Source organism: Streptomyces sp. PCS3-D2 (assembly GCF_000612545.2).
In the GTDB taxonomy this organism is placed as follows: Bacteria; Actinomycetota; Actinomycetes; order Streptomycetales; family Streptomycetaceae; genus Streptomyces.
The window spans coordinates 3,445,988-3,470,859 of the sequence record NZ_CP097800.1; the positions used below are offsets into that span (position 1 = coordinate 3,445,988).

At 72.4% G+C, this 24,872-nt stretch carries 16 protein-coding genes and 1 tRNA gene; 4 read left to right on the forward strand and 13 right to left on the reverse strand.

Features of this window, described 5'->3' with window-relative positions; all coding sequences use genetic code 11:
- The first annotated feature begins 489 nt into the window (after nucleotides 1-489).
- From AW27_RS14900 to AW27_RS14910, 3 genes are all read left to right on the forward strand, one after another.
- Nucleotides 490-1,179: a hypothetical protein gene (locus AW27_RS14900; RefSeq protein WP_037921069.1), complete on the forward strand. Its 690-nt coding sequence runs from the start codon at nucleotides 490-492 to the stop codon at nucleotides 1,177-1,179.
- Between the two features lie 6 nt (nucleotides 1,180-1,185).
- Nucleotides 1,186-3,282 carry a peptidoglycan DD-metalloendopeptidase family protein gene (locus AW27_RS14905; protein ID WP_037921067.1) on the forward strand — a complete coding sequence of 699 codons (2,097 nt, stop codon included), beginning with the start codon at nucleotides 1,186-1,188 and terminating at the stop codon, nucleotides 3,280-3,282.
- A gap of 104 nt (nucleotides 3,283-3,386) precedes the next feature.
- Nucleotides 3,387-5,123: a type IV secretory system conjugative DNA transfer family protein gene (locus AW27_RS14910; RefSeq protein WP_037921063.1), complete on the forward strand. Its 1,737-nt coding sequence runs from the start codon at nucleotides 3,387-3,389 to the stop codon at nucleotides 5,121-5,123.
- Between the two features lie 114 nt (nucleotides 5,124-5,237).
- On the opposite strand, the gene AW27_RS14915 is transcribed toward AW27_RS14910, so the two are convergent.
- The 10 genes from AW27_RS14915 to bldG form a co-directional block, all read right to left on the reverse strand.
- Nucleotides 5,238-5,311 (reverse strand) — tRNA-Thr (locus AW27_RS14915).
- A gap of 157 nt (nucleotides 5,312-5,468) precedes the next feature.
- Complete coding sequence (locus AW27_RS14920; RefSeq protein ID WP_037921055.1) at nucleotides 5,469-7,040, reverse strand: alpha/beta hydrolase; 1,572 nt, start codon at nucleotides 7,038-7,040, stop codon at nucleotides 5,469-5,471.
- Nucleotides 7,041-7,246: 206 nt separating this feature from the next.
- Nucleotides 7,247-8,458, reverse strand: coding sequence for a DNA polymerase III subunit delta' (locus AW27_RS14925; RefSeq protein ID WP_037921523.1), 1,212 nt, complete (start codon nucleotides 8,456-8,458; stop codon nucleotides 7,247-7,249).
- Nucleotides 8,459-8,566: 108 nt separating this feature from the next.
- Nucleotides 8,567-11,791 carry a dTMP kinase gene (gene tmk / locus AW27_RS14930; RefSeq protein ID WP_052030404.1) on the reverse strand — a complete coding sequence of 1,075 codons (3,225 nt, stop codon included), beginning with the start codon at nucleotides 11,789-11,791 and terminating at the stop codon, nucleotides 8,567-8,569.
- Between the two features lie 181 nt (nucleotides 11,792-11,972).
- Nucleotides 11,973-14,798: a type I DNA topoisomerase gene (gene topA / locus AW27_RS14935; RefSeq protein WP_037921053.1), complete on the reverse strand. Its 2,826-nt coding sequence runs from the start codon at nucleotides 14,796-14,798 to the stop codon at nucleotides 11,973-11,975.
- A 508-nt stretch (nucleotides 14,799-15,306) separates the two neighbouring features.
- The gene (locus AW27_RS14940; RefSeq protein ID WP_037921049.1) at nucleotides 15,307-16,848 is read right to left on the reverse strand and encodes a DUF7059 domain-containing protein; all 1,542 of its coding nucleotides are present in this window, start codon (nucleotides 16,846-16,848) and stop codon (nucleotides 15,307-15,309) included.
- 156 nt (nucleotides 16,849-17,004) lie between these two features.
- Nucleotides 17,005-17,556 (reverse strand): hypothetical protein, encoded by a 552-nt coding sequence (locus AW27_RS14945; protein ID WP_037921045.1) that lies wholly within the window; start codon nucleotides 17,554-17,556, stop codon nucleotides 17,005-17,007.
- A gap of 162 nt (nucleotides 17,557-17,718) precedes the next feature.
- Nucleotides 17,719-20,118: a sodium-translocating pyrophosphatase gene (locus AW27_RS14950; RefSeq protein ID WP_037921043.1), complete on the reverse strand. Its 2,400-nt coding sequence runs from the start codon at nucleotides 20,116-20,118 to the stop codon at nucleotides 17,719-17,721.
- Between the two features lie 257 nt (nucleotides 20,119-20,375).
- Nucleotides 20,376-20,816, reverse strand: a complete 441-nt coding sequence (locus AW27_RS14955; RefSeq protein WP_037921040.1) for an ATP-binding protein — start codon at nucleotides 20,814-20,816, stop codon at nucleotides 20,376-20,378.
- 123 nt (nucleotides 20,817-20,939) lie between these two features.
- Nucleotides 20,940-21,281: an anti-sigma factor antagonist BldG gene (gene bldG / locus AW27_RS14960; RefSeq protein WP_030028781.1), complete on the reverse strand. Its 342-nt coding sequence runs from the start codon at nucleotides 21,279-21,281 to the stop codon at nucleotides 20,940-20,942.
- 81 nt (nucleotides 21,282-21,362) lie between these two features.
- On the opposite strand from bldG, the gene AW27_RS14965 reads away from it, so the two are divergent.
- Nucleotides 21,363-23,834 (forward strand): DEAD/DEAH box helicase, encoded by a 2,472-nt coding sequence (locus tag AW27_RS14965; RefSeq protein ID WP_037921037.1) that lies wholly within the window; start codon nucleotides 21,363-21,365, stop codon nucleotides 23,832-23,834.
- 107 nt (nucleotides 23,835-23,941) lie between these two features.
- On the opposite strand, the gene AW27_RS14970 is transcribed toward AW27_RS14965, so the two are convergent.
- Genes AW27_RS14970 through AW27_RS14980 form a run of 3 tightly spaced genes read right to left on the reverse strand, consistent with a single transcriptional unit; the run spans nucleotide 23,942 to nucleotide 24,859 of the window.
- Nucleotides 23,942-24,289, reverse strand: coding sequence for an Rv3654c family TadE-like protein (locus AW27_RS14970; protein WP_037921036.1), 348 nt, complete (start codon nucleotides 24,287-24,289; stop codon nucleotides 23,942-23,944).
- Nucleotides 24,286-24,675 carry a TadE family protein gene (locus AW27_RS14975; protein WP_052030402.1) on the reverse strand — a complete coding sequence of 130 codons (390 nt, stop codon included), beginning with the start codon at nucleotides 24,673-24,675 and terminating at the stop codon, nucleotides 24,286-24,288. Before AW27_RS14975 ends, AW27_RS14970 begins: the two co-directional genes overlap by 4 nt.
- Nucleotides 24,662-24,859 (reverse strand): DUF4244 domain-containing protein, encoded by a 198-nt coding sequence (locus AW27_RS14980; RefSeq protein WP_037921035.1) that lies wholly within the window; start codon nucleotides 24,857-24,859, stop codon nucleotides 24,662-24,664. The genes AW27_RS14975 and AW27_RS14980 overlap by 14 nt, the downstream gene beginning before the upstream one ends.
- Nucleotides 24,860-24,872: the final 13 nt, after the last annotated feature.

Here is a 24,872-nt window from a genome sequence, read left to right on the forward strand (position 1 = left end):
AAGAACGTCCACCTGCCCCCGTCCGTTGTCCTCACCCGCAGCTGCCGGTCGAAGGTCAAAGGGTCCCAGCCATTGCGGTCACACCACTCGGCGAATTCCGTGGATCCGCCCTGCGGCGACCCCGACCACACCGACGGCCAGTGGTCCACGGCTTTCATGTTCGCCAGTTCGGCCGCCATGTCCTGCGGTGTCCGGCCGGTCTCCTCGGTCAGCATCCTCGTCCCCTTCGTCGGCGTCGGCGTCGGCGTCTCAACGTGGCGTGCTCGACCGTACCTCCGGAGCACCGAGGCCCCGGGCGGGCAGAAGCCGTGAGGGGTCCCGCCCCACCTTCACGCATTCTTTGCACTGGCTTCGCACGTGCGATCCCCTGCCGGGGCCCGGTCTTTCCTCGCTCTTTCCTCGGTTTTCCTCGCGGGGAAAAGGCCTGCGTCTTCCGTCGTCCCTCCCCCTACCGTGTCCGGGCGACCTGACTGAGGGAGGCCCGGGACGGTGGAGTCACCTGCCGAGAACAAGCGAAGCGCGGCACTTGCCCTGGCGGTACTGGGAGTTCTGCTGATCGCCTCCCTGGTCGTCCTCCTCGTCTTCGACGGCGAGGACGACGCGGACCCCACGGCGGACGGCAAGGCACCTTCGGCCTCCGCGCAGGGCAAGGGCGCCTCCGCGGCCGGCGGCGCGAACGGTGGTGCGGGCCAGCAGGCCGGCGCGAACGGCGCCGACTCCGTGCCGCCCATCGTCCAGCCGGCGGAACTGGCCGAAGCCCACCGGGCGATGGCCGCCTACATGGCCGGCCTGAGCACGTACACGTACACCGACCAGAGCGCCGCCTGGTCCAAGCCCCTGCTCGACCTCACGGTCTCGGACGAGCGGATGAAGGGCCTCACCGCCCTCCCCACGGGCAAGGCCTGGGACACCTGCCAGGTCGCCCGCTGCTCCTCCACCGGCAAGGCGAGCGTGGTGCGCGACGGCATGATCGCCCAGGACCTGGTCAACGGCGGCGGCAGCCTGGTCTCCAGCGTGGTCTCGCTGACCTCCGTGCGCTCCGAGAACGGCAAGCAGACCCTCACGGAGACCAACTCCTGGCTGGTCAGCGCCCGCAAGGACGCCGGCGCGTGGAAGGTGTCGGGCTTCGACCTGCAAGGCCTGGGCAACGTGGGCGCGGACGAGAAGGCAGGGAACTGATACCCGATGGTGGCTCCTGCCGTACTCGCGGCCGCGTCGAAGGCCGCCAAGGTCGCCAAGACGGCCAAGACGGCCGCCCAGATGGCCGGCGGCCAGGGCGGGGGCGGCGGCAAGAAGAAGAACAACGGCAAGATGCTGCTGCTCGCCGGCCTCGGCGGACTGCTGCCGATCGGCGGCGCCGGGCTCATCGCCCTGGTGCTGATCGGCGCGCTCGTCGGTGGTCTCGGCAGCGGCGCCGCGCAGGCGGCCTGCGGCAACTACGCCGAGAACGCGGGCCACGGCAACACCGGTGACCAGGCGGCCACCAACCCGATCATGCCCGCCGGCACGATCTACCTGCCCAGTGAGACGGCCCGCAACGAGATACCCCCGCGGATGATCCTCGCGGCGATGCGCGCCGCCGCCCGCTACGAGGGGCTGGACTGGACGCTCATCGCCGGCCAGATGTACCAGGAGACGAAGTACGGCCAGGACCCGTCCGCGGCCCCCGGGGGCAAGAACAGCGCGGGCTACATGGGCCTGCTGCAGTTCGGCCCTCCCGCCTGGAAGGACTACGGCGACGACGGCAACGGCGACGGCAAGAAGGACCTCTACAACATCGACGACGCGGCCTACGCCGCCGCGAACTTCCTCCACGCCCTGAAGGCCGAGACGCAGCCCTGGAAGGCCCTGCTGCGCTACTCCGGCTCGCTGGAGAGCAACACCGTCTACCCCCGTGTGGTCCTCACCCAGGCGGCCCGCTACCGCGGCAACCTCACCGGCGAGAAGAGCCTGATCGAGGGGTGGTACGCCCACCTGAAGGCGACCGTCGAGAAGAACCCGAACTTCCCCACCCTGGGCCAGCAGTCGGACATCCCCGCCCCCGTCGGCAACGACGCGCAGCCGACCGAGGCCCTGAGCATCACGTCGGCCTCGCCCCGCTCCTGGTCCACGCCGCCCTACCCGGGAGACGCCGCGGCCACCACCCGCGCCGCCGCGGACCCGGGCAGCCGGGTGTCCGCGGACCCGGGCGCCCGGATCGAGACCGTCGCCTTCTCCCGCCCGATGATCAAGCCGGCCGCGCCGCCGAGCCAGGACGGCAAGAACTGGCAGTGGCCGCTGAAGGAGGGCACGTACACCGTCGGCACCAAGTACCACGCCAACGGTTCCAGTTGGAGCCTCGGCTACCACACCGGCCTCGACCTGCGGGCGACCTCCGGCACCCCCATCTACGCCCCCGCCGACGGCAAGGTCATCAAGGTGACCAGCGGCGGCTCGTACGGCAACGAGACCCACATCGAGCACGCGGGCGGCGTCGTCACCCTGTACGCGCACCAGACCAAGGCGATGGTGTCCCAGGGCGCCTCCGTCAAGCGCGGCGACCAGATCGGCACCGTCGGCAGCACGGGCAACTCCAGTGGCCCGCACCTGCACTGGGAGGTCCGCGTCCCCGGTGTCGACAACCCCTTCGTCCCCGGCCAGGACAACGGCCCCGGCATGATCGACCCGGAGGGCTGGCTGCAGGGCAAGGTCTCGGCCACCCCGGACTACGGCACCGTGCCCGGGGGCGGCGGCGACACGGCCAAGGACGCCACGTACGCCTCGTGCGCCAAGGACGGCAAGGGCACCGCGGTGCCCCCGGACGGCGCGGGCGTCACCGGCGTCCTGCCGGGTGCCGACGACCCGGTCGTCCGGTCCGCGCTCCGCTGGGCCCAGCGGGGCATCGGCCGCCCGTACGTGTGGGGCGCGCCCCGGCTCCAGGGCAACAACCCGGTCTCCTTCGACTGCTCCAGCTTCACGCAGTGGATGTACTACCAGGCCAGCGGCGGAAAGATCGACATCGGTACGGTCACCTACACCCAGGAGAAGAACCTCCGCGCGTCGAAGATCGACCTGAGTCAGGCGCAGCCCGGGGACCTCATCTTCTTCCGGCCCGGCCCGAGCGGTTCCGAGCACGTCGCGGTCGTGTGGGACCCGGCCGGCAAGAAGATCCTGCACGCCCCGCGCGTGGGCAAGAACGTCGAGTTCAGCACCTGGGACGTGCAGGGCCAGATCACCGGCGTGTACCGGGTGCCGATCCCGGCGGGCACCAACCCCGTCGAAGGCGGCGGCGAACACGCGTAGCGGACCGCGCCGGCGGGAGCCGGCGCACCGCAGACCCCTCAGCAGCAACGGAACGGATACCTCTTCCGTGCCAGATCCGCTCCAGCGGAAGGACAGTCCTGACCATGGCCTCACCCCAGCAGAAGAAGCCCCGCGCCGACGAGGACTGGACGATCGAGATCGCCTGCCTCGTCGGAGGCCTCCTGGCGCTTCTGTGCGGTGCCTGGCTCGCCGCGCGCCTCGGTTCGTCCTTCGGCGACCACCCGGCGCCGCCGGGCAACCCGTTCTCGTTCGCCGTCTCCCTGGTCATGGGTGACTACTCCTGGCCGCACGGAGCGGCGAACGCCATCGCGGCCGCCGAGGTCCTGCTGCTCGCCGGAGCCGTGACCGCCGCCTATCGGCTGCGCCAGCGCCTGCGCAACAAGCCCGACGTCGACGGCGCCGCCCAGCACCTCGCCAAGGGCGAGGAGCTCGGCAAGCTCACCATGAAGGGTGCCGCCGCGACCGCCGAACGCCTCGGTGTGGACAGCGGCTCCCCGGGCGTCTTCATCGGCCGCTCGCTGCACGGGCGCCAGCCCCTGTTCGGCTCCTTCGAGGACATGCACGTCGACATCTGGGGTCCCCGTACGGGCAAGACGACCCGGCGCGCCATCCCCGCGATCCTCGACGCCCCGGGCTCCGTACTCGTCACCTCCAACAAGCGCGACATCGTCGACGCCACCCGGGGCCCGCGCCAGGCCCGCGGCCAGGTCTGGGTCTTCGACCCCCAGCAGGTGGCGCAGGAGCCGCCCACCTGGTGGTGGAACCCGCTGTCGTACGTGACCGACGTCGCCAAGGCCCGCAAGCTGGCCGACCACTTCGCGTCGGGCTCGCGGGACGCCGACGCCTCCACGGACGCGTTCTTCGACCCCGCCGGACAGGACCTCCTCGCCAACCTCCTGCTGGCGGCGGCGACCGCCAAGGCCTCCATCACCCAGATCTACACCTGGCTGTCCAACCCGAAGGACGACACCCCCGAGCGCATCCTGCGCGGGGCCGGACACCTGATGCCGGCCGACGCCCTCTCCGGCGTCATCACCGCCCCGGACAAGCAGCGCAGCGGCATCTACGGCGTCGCCCAGCAGATGGCGTCCTGCCTGATCAACCCCGAGGTCAACAAGTGGGTGACGCCGCTCTCCGCGACGGACGACCGCCCGGAGTTCGACCCGCGCGAGTTCGTCCGCGCCGACTCCACCCTGTACTCGCTCTCCCGCGAGGGCACTGACTCCGCCGGCCCGCTGGTGACCGCTCTGACCGTGGCGGTCGTCGAGGCCGCCGAGGAGTACGCCACCACGCAGCGCGGCGGCCGGCTGTCCCGCCCGCTGGTGGGGGTCCTCGACGAGGCCGCGAACGTCTGCCGCTGGCGCGCCCTGCCCGACCTCTACTCGCACTACGGATCGCGCGGCATCATCCTGATGACGATCCTCCAGTCCTGGGCCCAGGGCATCGAGGTGTGGGGCGAGCGCGGCATGGAGAAGCTCTGGTCGGCCGCGAACGTCCGCGTGTACGGCGGCGGCGTCTCGGACACCCGCTTCCTCGGCGACCTCTCGGAGCTGGCCGGCGAGTACGAGCTGCGCGAGTTCACCACGTCCCGCGCCTCGGAGACGGGCGGCTGGTCGGGCCACCGCACCCTGAACGAGTCGGTACGCCGCGACCGCGTCCTGAAGGTCTCCGACCTGGGCGCGATGCCGCCCGGCCGGGCCCTCGTCCTGGCCTCCGGCATCAAGCCGGTGCTGGTCGAGACGATCCCGTGGTGGCAGGGCCCGTACGCCGCCCAGGTGAAGGCCTCCCTGACCCGCCACGACCCGGGCGCCCGCGCCTGAACCCACCCACACCGGAGCCCCGGGATTCCTTCCCGGGGCTCCTCTGCGTTCACGCCGTACCCTCGGGGCAACAGAAAACCCCAGGCCGGATTTCTCCAGCCTGGGGTCTGTCTGAGCCGCCTTCGGGATTCGAACCCGAGACCTACGCATTACGAGTGCGTTGCTCTGGCCAACTGAGCTAAGGCGGCACCGCTGATCAGACGAGTATTCCCTCGAAGAGGTGCTCTCATCAGCAGCGGCGCCAAGTCTACAGGGTGCGAGGGCGTGCACCGAACCAGGTTTCACACATGCGGACATTTGCCGTAGATCCGGCGTCCCTCGCGGCTCCGGCCCCCGCCCGGCGGGTCAGCACTTCTTGCCGTCCGCCGGGGCCTTGCCCTCCAGCAGGTAGCGGTTGATCGCGGTGTCGATGCAATCGCTGCCGCGCCCGTACGCCGTGTGGCCGTCGCCGTCGTAGGTGAGGAGGGTGCCCGACTCGAGCTGGTCGGCCAAGGCCTGGGCCCACTTGTACGGCGTCGCGGGGTCACGGATGGTGCCGACGACCACGATCGGCGCGGCGCCCTTCGCGGTCAGCGGCCCCGCCGTGCCCGTGGGCTTCACCGGCCAGTACGCGCAGTTCAGCGAGGCCCAGGCCAGGCCCGCTCCAAAGACCGGGGAGGCCTTCTCGAAGGAGGGGAGGGCCGCGTCGACCGCTTCCGGGCCGCTGAAGGCCGCGGGCTGGTCGAGGCAGTTCACGGCGGCGTTCGCGAACATCAGGTTGGCGTACTTCCCGTCCGCCCCGCGCTCGTAGTAGCTGTCGGCCAGACCCAGCAGGCCTGCGCCGTCGCCGTTCATCGCCGAGGCCAGCGCCTCGCGCAGCTGAGGCCAGGCGTTCTCGTCGTAGAGCGCCGCGATCACCCCGGTCGTCGCGAGGGCCTCGCCGAGCGGCCGCTTGTCGTCGCCGCTGGGCACGGGCTGCGCGTCGAGCTTGCGGAAGAAGTCCTTCAGCCGGGCGGCCACCTCCTGCGGGCCGCCGTTGCCCAGCGGGCAGTCGGGCTGCTTCGCGCAGTCCTTGGCGAAGGAGGTGAAGGCCGTCTCGAATCCCTCGGTCTGGTCCCGGTTGAGGTCGAGGGCCTCACGCGCGGGATCCATCGCGCCGTCCAGGACCAGCCGGCCGACCCGGTCCGGGAAGAGGTTCGCGTACGTCGCCCCCAGCAAGGTGCCGTACGAGGCCCCGACGTAGTTCAGCTTCCTGTCGCCGAGCACGGCCCGCAGCAGGTCCATGTCGCGGGCGGCGTCCACGGTGGAGACGTGCGGCAGGACCCGCTTCGAGCGGGCCTCGCAGCCGGCCGCGAACTCCTTGAAGGCGGCCACCAGGCGGGCCCGTTCGGCTGCGTCGTCCGGCGTCTGGTCCACCTGGGTGTACTTGTCCATCTCCGGGCCCGTCAGGCACTCGACCGGACTGCTGCGCTCCACGCCGCGCGGGTCGAAGGAGACCATGTCGTACCGGGCGCGCACCGGGGCGGGATAGCCGATGCCCGCGTACGCCTGGAGGTAGCCGATGCCGGATCCGCCGGGTCCGCCCGGATTGACCACGAGCGAGCCGAGCCGCTTGCCGGGGCCGGTCGCCACCCGGCGGGCCACCGCGATGTCCACGTCCCCGCCGGCGCCGGGGTTCGCGTAGTCCAGCGGCGCCTTCATCGTGGAGCACTGGAATCCGGGGACACCGCAGTCGCGCCAGGTCAGCTTCTGCTCGTAGTACGGGCGCATCGCGGTGGCGTCGGGGGACGGCGGCACCGACGCCGTGGCGCCGGCCTCACCTCTCGCGGACGCGGCGGTCCGGAGCGTCTCCGACCCGCCCGAGGTGCACCCGGAGAGCAGCAACCCGGCCGCTGCGATCAAGATCCCGGTGGTACGCAGCACGCGACTGGTGTCCATCCCAGGAGCCTACGTCCTGCCGAGGGGAGCGGGCGGATCCCCTGCTCCGGACGGACCCCGGCCGCGCGTGGTGTCCGCCCGGCCGCGCGCGGACCAGGCCCGTTCCGGCCCCGACGGCCGGTTCCCCCTTACGGATGAGGCGGTCAACCCGTTGTGGACCCCGAGCGGAGGCCGGGCAGCAGGCGGCAGGTGGCAGGGGTGCCGGATCAGCCCGCGCGCAGCGACATCGTCATCGCCTCCACCGCGAGGAGCGGGGCGACGTTGCGGTCGAGGGCGTCCCGGCAGGCGATGACCGCCTCGATGCGGCGCAGGGTCCGCTCCGGGCCGGAGGCCTTGGCGATGCGCTCCAGGTCCTGCCGTATGTCCTCGTTGGCGATACCGAGGGCAGAGCCGAGCTGGAGGGCCAGGACATCGCGGTAGAAGCCGGTGAGGTCGGTGAGCGCCAGATCGAGGCTGTCGCGCTGGGTGCGGGTCCGGCGCCGCTTCTGCTTGTCCTCCAGCTCCTTCATCACGCCCGCCGTCCCGCGTGGCATCCGCCCGCCCGTCCCGGCGGCGGCGCCCAGGGCCGCCCGCAGCTCCTCGGTCTCCTTGCCGTCGACCTCCTCGGCCATCTGCCGGGCGTCCTCGGAAGCCGCGTCGACCAGTTCCTGGGCGGCCTTGAGGCAGGCGCCGATGTCGTCCACCCGCAGCGGGAGCTTCAGGACCGTCGCCCTGCGCTCCCGGGCCCCCGCGTCGGTGGCCAGCCGACGGGCACGGTCGACGTGCCCCTGAGTTGCCCTGGCGGCGGCCAGGGCAACCGGCGGCTCGACGCCGTCCCGCCGCACCAGCATGTCCGCAACGGCCGCGACCGACGGGGTGCTGAGGCCCAGGTGGCGGCAGCGGGAGCGGATGGTGGGCAGCACGTCCTCCAGGGAGGGCGAGCACAGCAGCCACACCGTACGGGGCGCCGGCTCCTCCACGGCCTTGAGGACGGCATTGGCCGACTTCTCGTTCAGCCGCTCCGCGTCCTCGACCAGGATGATCTGCCAGCGGCCCGTCGCGGGGGACGTGTAGGACTTGCGGACGGTGTCGCGCATGTCGTCGACGAGGATCTGGCTGCCGACCGCGGCGACGGTGGAGACGTCCGCGTGGGTGCCGACCATCGTGGTGTGGCAGCCGTCGCAGAACCCGCAGCCGGGCTCACCGCCGAGGGCGCGGTCCGGGCTGGTGCATTGCAGGGCCGCAGCGAAGGCACGGGCGGCGGTGACGCGGCCGGATCCCGGCGGTCCCGTGAAGAGCCAGGCGTGGGTCATCTTCGACGCGGCGGGCGGCGCGGTCCCGTCCGCGGCGGCCGTGACCAGCGCATCGGCATCGCGGGCGGCGGCGGCCAGCTGCGTGCGGATCCGCTCCTGGCCCACCAGGTCGTCCCATACGGGCATCCCGCCCACCACCTCTCACTCTCCGTGCACCCATTGTGTCGGTCGCCACCGACAATCCCGTGCGGCCCGCGCCACCGCGGCGGCCACCGCCCCCACCGCCGGCGTACGTCAGCGGCGGCGGCGCGCTCCCCGTTCGCCCTCGTCGTCGTCCCCGTCGTCCCGGCGGCGACCCAGCAGCTCGTCCGCCAGCGTCGGCAGGTCGTCGAGCGGGGTCTCCTCCGCCCACTCCGGTCGGGGACGACGCGGCCGGCCCTCGTCGTCGACGACCGGGAGCTCCCGCGTCCGGTCGTTGCTCGAATCCCGGAAGATGCCCGACGGAACCCGGTCGGCCGGGTCCTCCTCGGTGCGCCGGGCCGTCGGACGCGTGGCGGACCGGTGGCCGCCGCTGTCGCCTCGGCGGCCGCCCGCACCGGAGCGCTCGCCCTGCGGTGCGTCCGGGCGTACGGGCGGCAGCACCGCCGTCTCGTCGGCCGCCCGCACCGGTGGCAGGACTGCCGTCTCGTCCGCGGCGGAGACCGGGTCCGGGGCCGGGGCCGGGGTGACCTTCGGCACCGGGACGGTCTGGGTGACATCGTCCGGGCGGAGCACCCGCTTGACCACGGGGGTCTCGACCGTGACCGCGTCGTCCGGGTGGTGCGGGGCCTTCGTCATATCGATCCGGGCTCCCGAAGCGGCCGGACCGGACGCCGGAGCAGCGGCGGCAGCGGCCTGGGCCTCCGCGGCTGCGGCAGCGGCGGCGGCCTTCGCGGCGGCCTCGGCCGCCGCGGCCTCCACCAGCCGGCGCGCCTCCTCGGCCTTCAGCAGGGCCTCCTCGGCGCGCCGCTGCTTCTCCAGCCGCCGCTCCTCGGCCTCCGCCCGCAGCCGGGCCTCCTCCTCCGCCTGCCTGCGCAGCCGCTCGGCCTCCGCCGCACGCGCCTTCTCCTCGGCCTCCGCGCGCAGCCGCTCGGCCTCGGCCCGTGCCCGGGCCTCCTCCTCGGCCCGCAGCCGCTCCTCCTCCGCCTTGCGGGCGGCTTCGGCCTCCGCCCTGACCCGGGCCTCCTCGGCCTCACGGGCCTTGCGCGCTTCCTCCTCGGCCCGCAGCCGCTCCTCCTCGGCCTTGCGCGCCGCCTCTTCCTCGGCCTTGCGGCGCGCCTCCTCCTCGGCGAGGCGCCGGGCCTCCGCCTGAGCGGCCACCTCCGCCTCGGAAAGCGGGAGCATCCGGTCCAACCGGTGCCGTACGACGGTGGTCACCGAGTCCGGATCCTGCCCGGCATCGACCACCAGGTAGCGGCCGGGGTCGGCGGCCGCGAGGGTGAGGAAGCCCGACCGCACCCGCTGGTGGAACTCCGCCGGCTCCGACTCCAGCCGGTCCGGGGCCTCCGTGAACCGCTCGCGCGCCGCCTCCGGCGACACGTCGAGCAGCACGGTCAGGTGCGGTACGAGCCCGCTGGTCGCCCAGCGCGAGATCCGGGCGATCTCCGTCGGGGAGAGGTCGCGGCCCGCCCCCTGGTAGGCCACCGAGGAGTCGATGTAGCGGTCGGAGATGACGACTGCGCCGCGCTCCAGCGCCGGCCGCACCACCGTGTCCACGTGCTCCGCGCGGTCAGCCGCGTACAGCAGCGCCTCGGCGCGGTTCGACAGCCCGGCCGAGGACACGTCGAGCAGGATCGAGCGGAGCCGCTTGCCGACGGGCGTGGCGCCCGGCTCCCGAGTCACGACGACTTCGTGCCCCTTGCCCCGTATCCACTCGGCAAGCGCCTTGACCTGGGTGGACTTGCCGGCTCCGTCGCCGCCCTCCAGCGCGATGAAGAATCCGGTGGCGGCCGGGGCCTGTACGGGCTCGCCGCCGCGCAGCGCGTCGCGCAGGTCGCGTCGCAGCGGCACGCCGCTGCGGTCGTCCGCCCTGGTGAGCACGACCACGGCGACGGGCAGCAGCAGCACGCCGACGATCATCAGGGTGAAGGCGGCCCCGCCGTGCGGGACGGCGGTCCCGGTTCCGGTCAGCCGGTGCGAGCCGATCACCGCGGCCAGCACCGGGGCGGCGACGGCGCCGACGGCCACGGCCACCCGCACGACCGCCTGGAGGTGCTCGGTGACCCGCGCCCGGCGGAACTCCTCGGTCTCCTGGTCCAGCAGGGTGTGGCCGGTGTTGGCCGCGACGCCCGCGGCGGTGCCGGCGAGCAGCGAGAGGAACTGCACGGTCGCCATGTCCGCGACGAGGCCGCTCAGCAGCAGCGCGAGGCCGGCCGCCGCTGTGGCGAGGGCCAGCAGCCGGCGCCGGGACAGGCCGGGCAGCACCTTGCCGGCCTGGGCTGCACGGATGCCGGCGGCGGTACCGCCGACCAGGGCGAGGACGAACAGCGCGAAGGCGGCCGGCCCGCCGCCCAGGTCGAAGGCGTGCAGGACGGACACGGCGACGGCGCAGGACACGGCTCCGGCGACGGCGGCGCAGCTCAGGACGAGCAGGGGGATGGCGCCCGTACGGCCCTTGTCCGGCCGGTCGCCCGCCTTGGGGGCGCGCAGGCCCTCCAGCGGCGAACGGGGCCGCGGGGTGGCGGCCGTGGGCAGCACCAGGGGGAGCAGCAGGGACACGGACGCGGCGAAGAGGCCGGCGGCCACGTACGAGCCGAAGGCGGCCTGGTTCGCGGCGAACCAGGCAACGCCGAGGCCGAGGGCCTTGCCGACGAGGGTCGCGGCGAGCAGCGCAGCCGCCGCGACGGGGAGCGCCGCGAAGGCCGTGCGCAGGGTCAACCGCCGCAGGGCGTCCAGGTGGTCCGGGAGCGGCCGTACGGTGGCCCCCTCCGGCGGCGGCTCCGGCAGCAGGGCCGGTGCCGCGCTCTCCTTGGCCAGCGTCCACAGCCGTTCGGCGGCGCCGGACACGAAGACGGTGGCCAGCAGCGCGGTGAGCGCGTGGGCCGCGATCCAGTCGAGCCACAGCGGGGCGACGACGAAGAGCGCGAGGCGCACCCCGTCGGCTCCGATCATCGTCCAGCGGCGGTCCAGCCGGCCGCCGGAGCCGAGGAGTCCGGCCAGCGGGCCGAGCAGGACGGCGCCGAAGAGCAGGGTGGCGAGGATCCGGACGCCGAAGACGGCGGCGACGGCGAGGGCCGCACCGCGGTGTCCGCCTCCGAAGGCGCCTTCGGAGGCGGCTGCCTGAAGGGCCAGCAGAACCAGCACCAGCAGGGCGAGGGCATCACCGATGCCGCTCACCAGCTGGGCGCTCCACAGGCGGCGCAGCCGGGGGGTGCGCAGCAGTGCGCGCACCGCACGCTCGCGGGAATCCGCGGCTAGGGCTTCGTCGTAGGTGGGGTTCGCCGGGGCGGTCACGACCGCCGGCTGCTCGGCTCGCGTCATCCGCCCAGCCTATCCGCTGCGCATGGCAGCTGCGGAGGCCTGTGGACGAGCCCGGGTGTGAGCCCGGACCCACCTTCCGGAACCGGTCCCGGACCCGGTCCCGGCCGCTCCGCCGGGCTCCGCCGGATACGGCCGGCGGACGCACGAGGGCCCCGCGCTCCGCGCGGGGCCCTCGGCTCGGCTACTCCTCCGCCGGGGTCGCGGCCGTCTTCTTGGCCGCGGTCTTCTTCGCGACCGTCTTCTTCGCGGTCGTCTTCTTGGCAGTCGTCGTCTTCTTGGCCGCCGTCTTCTTCGCGGCCGCGGTCTTCGTCGCGGCCGTCTTCTTCGCCGGGGCCTTCTTGACGGCCTTCTTCGCCGTCTTCTTGGCCGGGCCCTTCGCCCGCTTCTCCGCGAGCAGCTCGTAGCCCCGCTCCGGCGTGATCGTCTCGACGTCGTCGTCCCGCCGCAGCGTCGCGTTCGTCTCGCCGTCGGTCACGTAGGGCCCGAAGCGGCCGTCCTTGACCACGACCGGCTTCTCGCTGACCGGGTCGGTGCCCAGCTCCTTCAGCGGCGGCTTGGCCGCCGCGCGGCCCCGCTGCTTGGGCTGTGCGTAGATCGCCAGGGCTTCGTCGAGCGTGATCGTGAAGAGCTGGTCCTCGGTCTCCAGCGACCGCGAGTCCGTGCCCTTCTTGAGGTACGGGCCGTAGCGGCCGTTCTGGGCCGTGACCTCCACGCCCTCGGCATCCGTACCGACGACGCGCGGCAGCGACATCAGCCGCAGGGCGTCGTCGAGCGTGACCGTGTCCAGGCTCATGGTCTTGAAGAGCGAGGCGGTGCGCGCCTTGACCGCGTTCTTGCCGGTCTTCGGCGTGCCCTCGGGCAGGATCTCCGTCACGTACGGCCCGTAGCGGCCGTCCTTGGCGACGATGTCGTTGCCGCTGACCGGGTCCTTGCCGAGCTGGAACTCGCCGCTCGGCTTCGCGAACAGCTCCTCCGCGTAGGCGATCGTCAGCTCGTCCGGAGCCATGTCGTCGGGGATGTCGGCGCGCTGGTGACCCTCGGAGTCCTTCTCGCCCCGCTCCACGTACGGCCCGTAGCGGCCGACGCGCAGCACGATGCCCTCGCCGACGGGGAAGGAGGAGATCTCCCGTGCGTCGATCGCGCCCAGGTCCGTGACCAGCTCCTTCAGGCCGCCGAGGTGGTCACCGTCGGCCGGCACGACCTCGGTGGCGTCCTCGGAGCCGAAGTAGAAGCGCTTCAACCACGGCACGGCCTGGGCCTCGCCCCGGGCGATCCGGTCGAGGTCGTCCTCCATCTTCGCGGTGAAGTCGTAGTCGACGAGCCGCCCGAAGTGCTTCTCCAGCAGGTTCACCACGGCGAACGAGAGGAAGGAGGGGACGAGCGCGGTGCCCTTCTTGAAGACGTAGCCGCGGTCGAGGATCGTGCCGATGATCGACGCGTACGTCGACGGCCGGCCGATCTCGCGCTCTTCGAGCTCCTTGACCAGCGAGGCCTCGGTGTAGCGGGCCGGCGGCTTGGTCGAGTGGCCGTCCGCCGTGATCTCCTCGGCGGCGAGCGCGTCGCCTTCGGCGACCTGCGGCAGGCGCCGCTCGCGGTCGTCGAGCTCGGCGTTCGGGTCGTCCGCGCCCTCGACGTAGGCCTTCATGAAGCCGTGGAAGGTGATCGTCTTGCCGGACGCGGTGAACTCGGCGTCGCGCCCGTCCGCGGCGCGGCCGCCGATCTTCACCGTGACGCTGTTGCCGGTCGCGTCCTTCATCTGGGAGGCGACGGTGCGCTTCCAGATCAGCTCGTACAGGCGGAACTGGTCACCGGTCAGACCCGTCTCGGCGGGCGTGCGGAAACGATCACCCGAGGGGCGGATCGCCTCGTGCGCCTCCTGCGCGTTCTTGACCTTGCCCGCGTAGACGCGCGGCTTCTCCGGCAGGTAGTCGGCCCCGTAGAGCTGGGTGACCTGCGCCCGGGCGGCCGCCACCGCGGTGTCGGACAGCGTGGTGGAGTCCGTACGCATGTAGGTGATGAAGCCGTTCTCGTACAGCTTCTGGGCCACCTGCATCGTCGCCTTCGCACCGAAGCCGAGCTTGCGCGAGGCCTCCTGCTGGAGCGTCGTCGTACGGAACGGGGCGTACGGGGAGCGGCGGTAGGGCTTGGACTCGACCGACCGGACGGCGAAGGTGGTGTCGGCGAGGGCTGCGGCCAGCGCCCTCGCGCCTCCCTCGTCGAGGTGCAGCACCTGGCTCTTGAGCTGGCCGTTGGCACCGAAGTCACGGCCCTGTGCGACACGCTTGCCGTCCACCGTGTTCAGGCGGGCGACCAGCGAGGACGGGTCGGACGGGTCCCCGGCGCGGCCGGTGGAGAAGGTGCCGGTCAGGTCCCAGTACTCGGCGGAGCGGAAGGCGATGCGCTCGCGCTCGCGCTCGACGACGAGGCGGGTGGCCACCGACTGCACGCGGCCGGCAGACAGACGCGGCATGACCTTCTTCCACAGGACCGGCGAGACCTCGTAGCCGTAGAGGCGGTCGAGGATGCGGCGGGTTTCCTGGGCGTCGACCATGCGCTGGTTGAGCTCGCGCGGGTTGGCGACGGCGTCGCGGATCGCGTCCTTGGTGATCTCGTGGAAGACCATCCGGTGGACGGGGACCTTGGGCTTGAGGACTTCCTGCAGGTGCCACGCGATGGCTTCGCCCTCGCGGTCCTCATCGGTGGCGAGGAAGAGTTCGTCGGACTCGGCCAGCAGCTCCTTGAGCTTGCGGACCTGCGCCTTCTTGTCGGCGTTGACGACGTAGATCGGCTGGAAGTCGTGCTCGACGTCCACGCCGAGGCGGCGGACCTCGCCGGTGTACTTGTCGGGAACCTCGGCCGCGCCGTTCGGGAGGTCGCGGATGTGCCCGACGCTCGCCTCGACGACGTATCCCGGGCCGAGGTAGCCCTTGATCGTCTTCGCCTTGGCAGGGGACTCGACGATGACGAGTCGGCGGCCGCCCTTTGCGGTCTCGCTAGTCGGGGACAACTTGGCTCTTCTCTCCGGTCGGCACTCGGTCGCAGTACGGCGACGCTGCGGAGTGTGACGGTACAACCCGCCCCCGTGTCAAACGGCACAAGCCCGCAACGGCCACTCGAACGGTAACCCGACAAGTGCCGTTTCTGCCGCCCGGATGCCGCGCCGGACCCGTCGCGATCACCGGGCCGAGTGGCCGGGGGGCCGTCTGGCCCCGCGCCGGTGCCGCGTGCCCGAAGGCCCACGAAGCCCGCCGGGAAACCCCGCAAGCAAGCGGAAGCAGGAGTTCGACCGTGACGGGGCGCGCACGCGCGACCACCGGCGCACAGCGGCCGGTGCGCGCTCCCGTCCAGGCCTACAGAGCAGCCCCGAACAGCGGGAATCACAGCCCCGCGAAGATCGCCGGACCGCGTTCCACGCCCTTCCCCCGCACCCCCGGGCCACTCTCGGGACCCCCCCGGACCCCGCTGCGCCCCAGTCTGCCGCCCTTGGGGATACGCCGGGCGAACCCCGGGTTACATCACGGTGCCGGCTCCCGCCCGGGGCCCGCCACGGGCTCCAGGAAGCCCTGCTCGACCAGCAGCCGGATGGCCCCCGGAGTCCGGTCCCGCAGCACCACCGGATCCTCCTGCATCAGCTGCGCGATCGCGTCGAGGATCCGCCCGGCGCTGAGTGAGCCGTCACACACTCCCGCGAAGCCCGCGCCGACCGTGTCGACCTTGGTGGCGCGCCGCATTCCGCGGTTCTGCCGGAGCACGACGTGTTCCGGGTCCTCGGCGCCGGGCGCGCCGACCTGCTCCTGGACCACTTCCTCCACCAGCACGAAGCGGGCCTCCAGCAGCGCCGCGTCGTCGTGCTCGCGCAGGTAGTCCTGACGGGCGAAGTGGGCGAGGACGGCCTCGCCGAGCGGCTGCTCCACGGTGTGCGGCCACTCCTCGACCACGATCGAGGGCTCGGCGGCGTCCGTCCGGCGCAGGGTGATCCACCCGAAGCCGATGCTCTTGGTCTTGCGGGCCTCGAACTCGTCCAGCCATTCCTCGTACCGCCGCGCGTACTCGGCGGGGTCGGTGCGGTGATCGCCGGCGTCGCGCAGCCACAGCTCCGCGTACTGGGTGACGTCCTGCACGTCGCGCTGGACGATCCAGGCGTCACAGCCGCGCGGCACCCAGGAGCGGAGCCGGTCGTGCCAGTCCTCTCCCTCCACGTGCTGCCAGTTGCCGAGGAACTGCGCGTACCCGCCGGGGTTGAGCCGGGCTCCCGCCTCCTGGACCAGGGTCCGGCAGAGGTCGTCGCCGCCCATCCCGCCGTCGCGGTAGGTCAGCCGGGCGCCCGGGGAGATCACGAACGGCGGGTTCGACACGATCAGGTCGTACGTCGCGTCGCCGACCGGCTCGAAGAGCGAGCCGGTGAGCAGCTCGGCCTCCGGCGCCCCGGAGAGGGCCAGCGTCAAACGGGTGAATCCGAGGGCCCTGGGGTTGACGTCGGTGGCGGTGACCCTCGTCGCGTGCCGGGTGGCGTGCAGCGCCTGGATACCGGATCCGGTGCCGACGTCGAGCGCGGAGCCGACCGGCGTGCGCACGGTGATGCCCGCGAGGGTGGTGGAGGCCCCTCCGACTCCGAGGACGACGCCCTCCTCCCGGCTGCCGATCCCGCCGGCCCCGCCGACCGCGCAGCCGAGGTCCGAGACGATGAACCAGTCCTCGCCGTCGGGACCGCCGTAGGGACGCACGTCCACGGTGGCGTGCACGGTGCCCTCGCCGTCGGCGGCATCCTCGCGCCGCAGCCAGCCGTCGGCCAGGGCCGCCCCGACCGGCATCGCCGCAGCGGCGTGCCCGTACGGCACGGGCTGCTGAAGCAGGAACAGCCGGACCAGGGTCGCGAGCGGGCCGTCTCCGCCGCCCCGGGTGGCGCGCAGGGCGGGGACCGTCTCACTGCGGGCCAGCGCGGCGTAGGCGGGAGCGCCGAGCAGGTCGAGCAGCCCGTCGGCGGTGAAGCCGGCGGCCAGCATCGCGCTGCGGAGCTCGGCGGCGTGGTCGGGGGTGGGGAGGCTGGTGGTACTCACCCGTCCATTGTGTCCGCTGGGGCCCGTCCCGCCGCTCACCACGGGCCCGGATGTACGAAAGGGCGGCCGCGGCCCCCTCCCGGGAGCCCGGCCGCCCGGGTCTTCGTACGGTGCGCGCCCCGTACGGTCCTGCGTCGCCGGTGACTGCCGGACGGCCTACGGAGCCGCGACCTGACAGCCCTTCTGGTTGCTGATGGCCTTGTTGAGACCGCCCGCGTTGAGCGTGGCGAGCGCGTCCTGGCCGCCCTTGTTCGCCTCCTGCAGACCGCCCGCGACCTCCTTGAGGCCGTCGGCGAACTTCGTCTTGTCCGCCGGGTCGAGGGCGTCCATCTTCGCCTTCAGGTCGGCGTACCCCTTCGAGGTCGCCTCGAAGCCCTTGACGGCGGCCTCCTGGGTCGTGGAGCCGTCCTTGACCGGCGGAACACCCGCCTGCTGCAGGGCGCCGCCCATCGTCTTGTACGACTCGGACATGGTGGCGAAGGCAGCCGAGTCCGTCTGCTTGACCTCGTCGGGCTTGCTGCTCTCCGTGGCCACGCGCTTGATGTCGGCGTTGGCGGTCTCGATCTTCTTGAGTTCGGGCTGCCACTGGTCGCAGACCTTCTTGGCCCAGGCGTTGGCCTTCTCGTCGCCGTCGTCCCCGCCGCAGCCGGACAGCACGAGCATCAGCACGGCACTGCCCGACAACGCGGCTGCAAGCTTCTTGTTCACCGGATTGGTCCCTTCGAAGGCTCTCGGCCCGGAAGATACACGCCTGCCATCCGGGGACGCGCAAAGGCGGACGGACGGCGCGTCAGTCCGCGCCGCCTGTCCGCCGTTCGGGCGCACGGCCGGCCCTGCCCGGCCGGGCCCGTCCTTCGAGTGGTGCCTCGGTCAGGAGACCGTCGCCGGGTCGGCCGACTGGGCCACCCGTTCGGCCGTCCCGTCGCTGTCGTCGCCCACCGCGATCCCGCGGCGCTTGGAGACGTACACGGCGCCGATGATGACGCCGATCGCGAGGACCGCGACGATCGCCCGTACGGTCGGGCTGGTGTCCGGGCCGTAGCTGAACTGCACGACGGCGGGTGCGATCAGCAGCGCCACCAGGTTCATGACCTTGAGCAGCGGGTTGATCGCCGGTCCGGCGGTGTCCTTGAACGGGTCGCCGACCGTGTCGCCGATGACGACCGCCTCGTGGGCTTCGCTGCCCTTGCCGCCGTGGTGGCCGTCCTCGACCAGCTTCTTCGCGTTGTCCCAGGCGCCGCCGGAGTTGGCGAGGAAGACCGCCATCAGCGTGCCCGTGCCGATGGCACCGGCGAGGAAGGAGCCGAGCGCGCCCACGCCGAGGCAGAAGCCCACCGCGATCGGCGTCAGGACGGCGAGCAGACCGGGCGTGGCGAGCTCGCGCAGCGCATCCTTGGTGCAGATGTCGACGACGCGCCCGTACTCGGGCTTCTCGCTGTAGTCCATGATCCCGGGGTGCTCGCGGAACTGGCGGCGCACCTCGTAGACCACCGAGCCCGCGGAGCGGGAGACCGCGTTGATGGCGAGGCCGGAGAACAGGAAGACCACGGCCGCGCCCAGGATCAGCCCGACGAGGTTGTTGGGCTGTGCGATGTCCAGGCTGAGGTTCAGTTCCCCGGCCTTGGCACCGACCTCCTTGACCGCGGCGGCGATCGCGTCGTTGTACGAGCCGAACAGCGCGGCCGCGGCGAGCACGGCGGTGGCGATGGCGATGCCCTTGGTGATGGCCTTGGTGGTGTTGCCGACGGCGTCCAGGTCGGTCAGGACCTGCGCGCCGGCGCCCTCGACGTCGCCGGACATCTCGGCGATGCCCTGGGCGTTGTCGGAGACGGGCCCGAAGGTGTCCATCGCGACGATGACGCCGACCGTGGTGAGCAGGCCGGTACCGGCCAGGGCCACCGCGAAGAGCGCGAGCAGGATGGACGTACCGCCGAGCAGGAACGCCCCGTAGACGCCGAGACCGATCAGCAGGGCCGTGTAGACGGCGGACTCCAGGCCGACGGAGATGCCGGCGAGGACGACGGTGGCGGCACCCGTCAGGGAGGACTTGCCGATGTCCCGGACGGGACGGCGGTTGGTCTCGGTGAAGTAGCCGGTCAGCTGCTGGATCAGGGCCGCCAGCACGATGCCGATGGCGACGGCGACGACGGCCAGGACGCGCGGGTCGCCGGCGTGGTTGGTGATCGCCGCGTTCTCGACGCCGACGAGGTCCTTGTAGCTGGACGGGAGGTAGGCGTAGACGGCGATCGCGACCAGCACCAGGGAGATCACGGCCGAGATGAAGAAGCCGCGGTTGATGGCGGTCATGCCGCTGCGGTCGCTGCGGCGCGGGGAGACCGCAAAGATGCCGATCATCGCGGTGATGACGCCGATGGCGGGGACGATCAGGGGGAAGGCCAGACCCAGGTCGCCGAAGGCGGCCTTGCCGAGGATGAGCGCGGCCACGAGGGTGACGGCGTAGGACTCGAAGAGGTCGGCCGCCATTCCGGCGCAGTCTCCGACGTTGTCGCCCACGTTGTCGGCGATGGTCGCGGCATTGCGCGGGTCATCCTCCGGAATGCCCTGCTCGACCTTGCCGACCAGGTCGGCGCCGACGTCGGCGGCCTTGGTGAAGATTCCGCCGCCGACGCGCATGAACATCGCGATCAGGGCGGCGCCGAGACCGAAGCCCTCCAGGACCTTGGGGGCGTCCGCGGCGTAGACCAGGACCACGCAGGAGGCGCCGAGGAGGCCGAGCCCGACGGTGAACATGCCGACCACGCCACCCGTACGGAAGGCGATCTTCATCGCCTGGTGGGAGACCGTGGTCAGGTCCTTGGCGGGCTCCCCCTCGGCGGGGGTGGCCTGGCGGGCGGCAGCGGCGACGCGCACGTTGGCGCGGACCGCGAGGCGCATGCCGATGTAGCCGGTGGCCGCCGAGAAGATGGCGCCGACGAGGAAGAAGGCGGAGCGTCCCGCCCGCTGGTTCCAGTCGTCGGCGGGGAGCAGGAAGAGCAGGAAGAAGACCACGACGGCGAAGATGGCCAGCGTGCGCAGCTGCCTGCCGAGGTAGGCGTTGGCGCCTTCCTGGACGGCGGCGGCGATCTTCTTCATGCTGTCGGTTCCCTCGTCGGCGGCGAGGACCTGGCGGACCAGGAACTGCGCGACGACGAGTGCGGCGAGTGCCACGGCCGCAATGACCATCACGATGAGCCGATTGTCATCGGTGAGTACTGCGGATGCCAGATCAGCGGCGCTATCCGGCGCGAGAGGGGTGAAGAGCCCCGTCATTCGTCCTCCTTGACGTGATGAGCTCAAGATGTGGACGGATTGTAGGGAGCGCACACCGATCAAAACAGTGTGCAGGAAACACAATTGGCGTGCTCCTGCTCCTCAGCAATAGATCACGTCACTCCATTACCCTCGAAAGCGGTAATGGGGCAAAGGCGTTGACAGATGATCATTGATCCAGGGAAATGAAAAAGGCCCTGCTCAGCAGGGCCTTGATAAAGATCAGAAGATAGGAGGGAATGCGCGCGCCGTGGATCTCACGAAAGATCGGAGGGCGCCGAGACGGGCCAGCTCATCCGGATGGTCCCGCCCGATTCCCCACTGGTCACCTCGACGTCGTCGACGAGCCCGCTGATCACCGCGAGCCCCATCTCGTCCTCGGTGTCCCCGTCGGAGTCCTGGACGGCGGCCATGCCGGACACGGTGTCGGCGGGGATCCCGCCGGGGCCGGGCACCTCGTCGCCGACCTCGATGGAGAACGTCTTGTCCTCTTCGGTCAGCACCACCCGCACGGGTGCGACCAGCCCGTTGCTCCGGTGGAGTCCGACGGCACGCGAACAGGCCTCGCCCACGGCGAGGCGGACCTCGTCGAGGACGGCTTCCTCCACGCCGGCCCTGCGCGCCACGGCGGCCGCGACCAGGCGGGCCGTCCGGACGTGTTCGGGCTGGGCGCTGAAGCGCAGTTCAACGGTGGCCATGCGCATCCCCCTCGGACTACGGGCGTGCCTTGCCAGAGGCCCGGACCGTCCATGGCCCGGTGCCCCTGCTCTCCTTGCCGGCCCCCAAGCTGCCCGGAGACTGCCGGGGGCCGCCTGGAGCCGTCAGTCGGTGGCGTTGACGGCGTCGTCCACCGTGGTGTGGATCGGGAACACCTTGGTCAGACCGGTGATGCGGAAAATCTTCAGGATGCGCTCCTGGTTGCACACCAGGCGGAGCGAACCCTCGTGCGCACGGACGCGCTTGAGACCTCCCACGAGCACACCCAGTCCGGTGGAGTCGAGGAAGTCCACTCGCTCCATGTCGACGACCAGGTGGTAGCTGCCGTCGTTCACCAACTCGACCAACTGCTCGCGCAGCTTGGGCGCGGTATACACATCAATCTCGCCACCGACCTCCACGACCGTACGGTCGCCGACAGTGCGAGTCGACAGGGACAGGTCCACGGATCCTCCAGCACCTTGCTATCGAGCGGCGCCCCCCAGGGGCCTCCCCACCCGAAGGTAGGTGAGGGATTGGCTGCCGCAATGGCATTCAATCACTTACCGGCAGGCGCGCACGACGCCTTCCGACCATTGTCCCGCACGCCGGTGACACACTCGGTTCCGATGGCCAACACTCACGGTCCCGGACGGCCCACGGCAGACGCGGACTCCCGACCCACCCCCGGCACGGTCCTGGACCGCCTGTCACGGGGGCCTTCCCGCTCTGCGCGCATCACCCATACGGAGCACTTGCCCCCTCGGGAGGGCCGTCATGCAGTCTGGCCCGACCGCATCCGAACGGATGTCGTAGCGGCCATCCAGTCCGCCGGGATCGGCCATCCGTGGGAACACCAGGCCGCGGCCGCCGAGCACGCCCTGGACGGCGAGTCCGTCGTCGTGGCCACCGGCACCGCGTCGGGGAAGTCCCTGGCCTACCTCGCCCCCGTCCTCTCGGCCCTCGCGGACGGCGCGCAGGCACCGAACGGCCGGGGCACGACCGCCCTGTACCTGGCCCCCACCAAGGCCCTGGCGGCCGACCAGCGGCGTGCCGTAAGGGACCTGGCCGCCCCGCTGGGCAACGCCGTCCGCCCCGCGGTCTACGACGGGGACACGCCCGTCGAGGAGCGCGAATGGGTGCGCCAGTACGCCAACTACGTCCTGACCAACCCCGACATGCTGCACCGCGGGATCCTCCCGGCCCACCCGCGCTGGTCCGCGTTCCTGCGCGCCCTGCGCTACGTGGTGATCGACGAGTGCCACACCTACCGCGGGGTGTTCGGCTCCCACGTGGCGCAGGTCCTGCGCCGGCTGCGGCGGCTGTGCGCCCGCTACGGCTCCGATCCGGTGTTCCTGCTGGCCTCCGCCACCGCGAGCGACCCGGCGTCCGCCGCCTCCCGGCTGACCGGCGTACCCGTGACGGAGATCACCGACGACGCCTCACCGCGCGGCGAGGTGGTCTTCGCCCTGTGGGAGCCGCCGCTGCTCACCGACCTGCGGGGCGAGAAGGGCGCCCCCGTCCGCCGTACGGCCACCGCGGAGACCGCCGACCTGCTGACCGATCTGGTGATCCAGGGCGTCCGGACGGTCGCCTTCGTGCGCTCCCGGCGCGGCGCCGAGCTGATCTCCGTGATCGCGCGGGAACGCCTCGCGGAGGTGGACCGGTCCCTGCCCCGGCGGGTCGCGGCCTACCGGGGCGGCTACCTGCCCGAGGAGCGCCGGGCCCTGGAGCGGGCGCTGCACTCCGGCGAGCTGGTGGGACTGGCCGCCACGACCGCCCTGGAGCTGGGCGTGGACGTCTCCGGCCTGGACGCCGTACTGATCACCGGCTACCCGGGAACGCGGGCCTCCCTGTGGCAGCAGGCGGGCCGCGCCGGGCGCTCGGGCCAGGGCGCCCTGGCGGTGCTGATCGCCCGGGACGATCCGCTCGACACCTACCTGGTGCACCATCCGGAAGCACTGTTCCGCCAACCGGTGGAAGCCACCGTCCTGGACCCCGACAACCCCTACGTCCTCGCCCCCCACCTGTGCGCGGCGGCCGAGGAGCTCCCGCTGACCGAAGCGGACCTGGGGCTCTTCGGCCCGGCCACCGGGGAGCTCCTGCCCCAGCTGGAGGCGGCCAGGCTGCTGCGCCGCCGGGCGACCGGCTGGCACTGGACCCGCCGGGAGCGGGCCTCGGACCTGACCGACATTCGGGGCGGCGGCGGTCGCCCGGTGCAGATCGTCGAGGCCTCCACCGGACGGCTGCTGGGCACCGTCGACGAATCGGCGGCCCACACCGCCGTCCACGAGGGGGCCGTCCACCTCCACCAGGGCCGCACCTACCTGGTGCGGCACCTGGACCTGGAGGGCTCCGCGGCCCTCGTGGAGGCGGCGGACCCGCCCTTCTCCACCACGGCCCGGGACACCACCTCCCTCTCCGTCCTGGAGACCGAGACCGAGATCCCCTGGGGCTCGGCCCGGCTCTGCTTCGGCTCCGTGGAGGTGACCAACCAGGTCGTCTCCTACCTGCGCCGCAAACTGATCACCGGCGAGGTCCTCGGCGAGGCCAAGCTGGACCTGCCGCCCCGCACCCTGCGCACCAGGGCCGTCTGGTGGACGGTGACCGAGGACCAGCTCGACGAAGCGCGGATCAACCCCGAAATCCTCGGCGGCGCCCTGCACGCCGCGGAACACGCCGCCATCGGCATGCTGCCGCTGTTCGCCACCTGCGACCGCTGGGACATCGGCGGCGTGTCCGTGCCACTGCATCCCGACACCCTCCTCCCCACGGTCTTCGTCTACGACGGCCACCCCGGCGGCGCCGGCTTCGCCGAGCGGGCCTTCCACACGGCCCGCGCCTGGCTGACGGCGACCCGCGACGCGATCGCCGCCTGCGAGTGCGAGTCCGGCTGCCCGTCTTGCATCCAGTCCCCCAAGTGCGGCAACGGCAACGACCCCCTGCACAAACGCGGTGCCGTCCGACTGCTCACCCGCCTCCTCTCCGAGTCCCCGCGGAACCCCTCCCCCGACCCCTGACCCGCGGGACACACCCGGGGGCGCACCTCGGCCCCCCGCTGCGCCAGTGCGCTCCCACCCCACACCTCGCCGGGCTCTCCCCGGCAGGTCCCCGGCGCGGCACGGCGTCAGCCCGTCGGCTCCCGGGGCGGCCCCGCGCGGGCTCGGATCTCGGGCCTGAACGGGCCCGCCGCGACCCGGGCGGCCACGTCGGCGACCTCGCCCCCGAGGTGGCACCAGGCGAGCTCCGCACCCTGCGCCCGGGCCACCCGGAGCGCCGTGGTGCAGGCGGTGTCCGGCCCGTGCGCCCAGGTGGCCGCCGCGGCGAGCGCCGCCAGGTCGGCTGCCGCCGCCGCCCGGTGGCGGGCCAGGACGGCCTGGCCGAGCAGCAGCACGCCCGCGAACACCGCGCCCAGCGCCGTCGCCACCAGCGCCGCCCAGACCGTGGCCGAGCCCCGGTCGCGGTTCCCGCTCACGGTGGCGGCCCCACGCTGTCCTCGGCGAGGGCCACCGCCTGCGCGCCCAGCCGCAGCGGTATGCCGGCCGGCCCCGGGGCCGGCGCCACGACCCGCACCCGCCAGAGGTCGCCCACCCGCTCCAGCTCCACCCGGGCCCCCGCCGGCGCGGCCTCGCGGGCCGCCGCCACCGCCACCTCCGGGGGCTCCGACCTGGACGCCGCCCGGGCGCCCACCCGGGCCGCGTCCACGCACCGGATCTGTCCGGCCGCCGCCATCAGGGCCCACACCAGCGACGCCGCAAAGAGCACCAGCGCCGGAATCACCAGGGCCGCCTCCGCCGTCACATATCCCCGGTCCGGCATTCCCCGGCCGCGGCCACCGGACTTCTCCTCAGAACGGCACATCGAGCGCCTTCCCGATGGTGGACTGAAGGGCCGTGGCGACGACGTCACTCGTCACCACCTTGTAGAGAACGGCAGCGAACGCACAGGCCGCGATCGTGCCCATCGCATATTCCGACGTGGACATCCCCGCATCACTCCGGCGGCCGGCAAGAGCCGTCCGCACACGAAACCAGATGATCCTCATGGCAGTCTCCTGT